At 41.1% G+C, this 3,196-nt stretch carries 5 protein-coding genes; 1 reads left to right on the top strand and 4 read right to left on the bottom strand.

The features are described 5' to 3' along the window. Positions 1 to 165: 165 nt before the first annotated feature. From LD39_RS16950 to LD39_RS16940, 3 genes are read right to left on the bottom strand one after another with little or no spacing between them, the layout of a single operon-like run. On the bottom strand, positions 166 to 888 hold the full coding sequence (locus LD39_RS16950; protein ID WP_035550321.1) for an NAD-dependent protein deacylase: 723 nt from the start codon (positions 886 to 888) through the stop codon (positions 166 to 168). A 20-nt stretch (positions 889 to 908) separates the two neighbouring features. Then, on the bottom strand, positions 909 to 1,646 hold the full coding sequence (gene nfsA, locus LD39_RS16945; RefSeq protein ID WP_035550318.1) for an oxygen-insensitive NADPH nitroreductase: 738 nt from the start codon (positions 1,644 to 1,646) through the stop codon (positions 909 to 911). Positions 1,647 to 1,662: 16 nt separating this feature from the next. After that, positions 1,663 to 2,340: a hypothetical protein gene (locus tag LD39_RS16940; protein ID WP_035550316.1), complete on the bottom strand. Its 678-nt coding sequence runs from the start codon at positions 2,338 to 2,340 to the stop codon at positions 1,663 to 1,665. A gap of 168 nt (positions 2,341 to 2,508) precedes the next feature. Between LD39_RS16940 and LD39_RS16935 the strand changes: the two genes are divergently transcribed. Further along, positions 2,509 to 2,859 (top strand): hypothetical protein, encoded by a 351-nt coding sequence (locus tag LD39_RS16935; protein ID WP_035550313.1) that lies wholly within the window; start codon positions 2,509 to 2,511, stop codon positions 2,857 to 2,859. Positions 2,860 to 2,864: 5 nt separating this feature from the next. On the opposite strand, the gene LD39_RS16930 is transcribed toward LD39_RS16935, so the two are convergent. After that, a complete protein-coding gene (locus tag LD39_RS16930; RefSeq protein ID WP_035550309.1) occupies positions 2,865 to 3,113 on the bottom strand; it encodes a hypothetical protein in 249 nt (82 codons plus the stop codon). Positions 3,114 to 3,196 lie beyond the last annotated feature (83 nt).

Here is a 3,196-nt window from a genome sequence, read left to right as displayed (position 1 = left end):
TCCAATGTTAATCCCGATAAGTACAGCTACTGTAATAAACAACGTCACTAGTTTAGAAATGGTCATCTCCCCCCTGACAGGCTTTTTATAAAGTACGGTTAAGATACGGAAAAGGTTTCATGATCAAGAAAAATCCCCCATCTGCCTGAGATGGGGGATGAGGACTTACAGATAGGTATAAAGGTTGTTAACCGCTTCAGATAAATCTTCATGGATGACGAAATCAAAAAGACCATCTTTGGCCGTCGGCTCGTTATTAATCATTGCTGTGGTAATCCCTTTCTCAGCAGCATAATAAGGTAAGAGGCTGAAAGGGGTCACTAAAAGCGAGGTTCCCATGACGAGAAGCAGGTCTGATTGATTGATGACCTTCTCTGCCTCTTCGTGGGCGGTAATCAAATCACCAAATAATAACACATCGGGCTTCAAAATGGATTCACACTGATTACAATAGGGGACAGGGTCCTGCATCACATAATCGAGCGAGAATGATCGTCCGCAGTTCGTACAGCTTGAGCGGTTCAAAGTTCCGTGATACTCGATCACTTTCTGACTATCTGCAAGATGGTGGAGTCCATCGACGTTTTGAGTGATCACCGTTACTCCTCGTTCATTATTTTCTAATTCTTTTATAAATTGATGAACAGCGTTCGGTCGATAGTTCTTCAACAATTTCAAGCGGAAAATCGCTTTATACTTCTTCCAAAAGTCGTTAGGATTATGGAAGAAATAATCGGTTGACATGTAATATTCTCTTGAGTCATCCTCACTCCATAGTCCTTCACTTGAACGGAAGTCAGGAATACCGCTGGCTGTAGAAACACCGGCACCTGTCAGGACAACAACATTCTCTGCATTTTTCAAATGTAACGCTAGCGTTTTATACATGCAATCACTCTCCATGCTTCTTACCTCTTATTAAAGCCTTTCTTCTGAACCAAGTCTGTAACATCCATTCTCATTGGAGTCGTAAATCGACGCAGCATTTGATCTGTCCAGGTATCCACACGGTTGTTGCTGGAACGGGATTGATAATAGGCCGCAATTTTTTCATCAAAGTTATTTAACTCATCTGTCTGGTCTCTATATTCATTCTCAAAATAAACAGCCTTTCTTGGCAGGCGAGGTTTTTTGTTCGGCTCATGTGCAGGCACTCCAAGAACCATCCCGAATAGAGGAATAACGTGTTTTGGTAAGGAGAGCAGCTGATCTACACGATCCAATTGATTACGAATCGATCCGATATAACAAATACCTAGACCCATTGATTCAGCCGCAATCGCAGCGTTCTGTGCAGCCAATGCCGCATCAATTGCTGATACAAGGAAATGCTCACTGTTCTCAAGGTTTGGTTTCATGTCCTCATACTGCTCCTCTGCAGCATGAAGGGTATGTCGGTGTAAGTCAGCACAAAAGATGAATAAATGTCCATTATCTTTGACATACTTCTGGCCAGTGACCTCTGCCAGCTCTGACTTTTTCTCAGGATCCGTTACACCAATGATGGTATAGGCCATCATGTAACTGGAGGTCGAAGCCTGCTGGGCTGCATCCAGTATGATCGCTAGCTGATCTTCACTTACAGGTTCATCTTTGAATTTTCGTATAGATCGATGATTTAATAAGGTTTCTATTGTTTGATTCATGGTTTTCCTCCTACATCTAATTGTACATCCAAACCGTCTTCGTGCCGGCAGCCACCTCGGTTTCAGAAGCAGCGGCATTACTGACAATTTGAATCTGCTTGTCTTCCATAAAAGTAACAGATTGAATGCTATATTGATAATGATCTGGCTTAGGAATCAACTTTTGCCCGTCCTTCAGTTCAATAGATACCGGTTCCATTGCGGAAAGGTCCATTACAGTCAGGTGGTGCTTTTTCTGCCCCTCTATACTCCTCTCAAACAAGAAGGCGATATAAGCTCGATCATCTGAATGTTGGATCTTAGCCAACGTGCTCAAGTCGTTCAATAAGAAAGATGTTTGCCTTTGAAAATCAAGCAGCAAATAAGAGCAAGCGTCGTCGTGACAAGCAAATTCTGCTAAAAATTGATCGTTTCCTATCGGGGTAAAGGAAAGGGAATGCAGCTTTTCAGCAGGGTTTTCAAAGTTTTCGATGTAACTAGAGAGAATTGGAAACTTCTGTGAGTGAAAAGTATACGTGTGATCACTCAGCTGCAAAGGGATTTCTATTTCATTAAGATCGGCTGACTCTTCAGAAGAGGTTTCTTCTACCGTTGTTTGAGCGTGCTTATTTGTCTGCTCCCTTGTTTCAGCGGAAGCCTGGCATCCTATCACCATGATACTAAGTATAAACAAAGTGAATCCTAGTTTATTCATTTTTCATAACCCTCACTCTAAAATCTTCTATTTTAGAAAAGGATACCATATTCCGCATTCTTTGATAAAAACGAACATAATTGTTTGGAGTTTAACCGGATGGGAAGGGATTTGTCGATTTATGAAGAATTATAACTTAATAATAATATTCTGCTGGAGGTGGGCGATTTGGCGAAAGTCTTTGACTTTGAATATTATAGGATGAAGAAATTAGTAGAGAAGAGGTTCAGGAGCAGAGGGTTGGTCTTTGAAGTGTACATGTCTACTGTTGAATTTGTGCATTACTACATTGAACCGTCTTACGATAATCCTGTGGAGCACTTGACGACAGATGTTAGTCTTAAGCACCTCTATGATGGAAACAGAGACCGTTTTATTGCAACCTTTTCTGCACTCGTGAAATATTGGGAAATTGAACCGATGCCTCATAAAGAGCTCCCTATAGATCGTGAGTTTGAAATGTTTCCTACACTTGGTGATTTATGCAAATATATAGAAAAAAGGGTGAAATACCTATAAGACTATTAAGCCTCATAGCTTTCACCCTTCTTCGTATTGACAATCCCTACATAAAATTGTGTCACGCCCATCGCTAATATAATTGGGCCGATACTAACTGCGAAAGCGGGACTAATCATGATTTGGATCATGCCTGCCAATAGCACCATTCCATACCTTTTTGCTCTGAAAGAATGATAAGCCCAAAAGACGGACAGGGCGAACACAACCCACAAGACCGGCATGAACCAGGTTACTCCAAGTAATGCTTCCATGTGTGATAACTCCTTTTTTTAGATTTTTTAGAAAATTTTATAATATTGATATGGTACCACTTATAAAGCCGCCATTACAAGAG

This window comes from Halobacillus sp. BBL2006, assembly GCF_000786645.1.
Lineage (GTDB): Bacteria > Bacillota > Bacilli > Bacillales > Halobacillaceae > Halobacillus.
Note: the sequence above shows the minus strand (reverse complement) of the source record. Positions and strands in the feature narration are given on the sequence as shown.

Coding starts and splice junctions, on each gene's coding strand:
- LD39_RS16950 (WP_035550321.1), bottom strand. CDS start 888: ATGTATAAAACGCTAGCGTTACATTTGAAAAATGCAGAGAATGTTGTT.
- nfsA (WP_035550318.1), bottom strand. CDS start 1,646: ATGAATCAAACAATAGAAACCTTATTAAATCATCGATCTATACGAAAA.
- LD39_RS16940 (WP_035550316.1), bottom strand. CDS start 2,340: ATGAATAAACTAGGATTCACTTTGTTTATACTTAGTATCATGGTGATA.
- LD39_RS16930 (WP_035550309.1), bottom strand. CDS start 3,113: ATGGAAGCATTACTTGGAGTAACCTGGTTCATGCCGGTCTTGTGGGTT.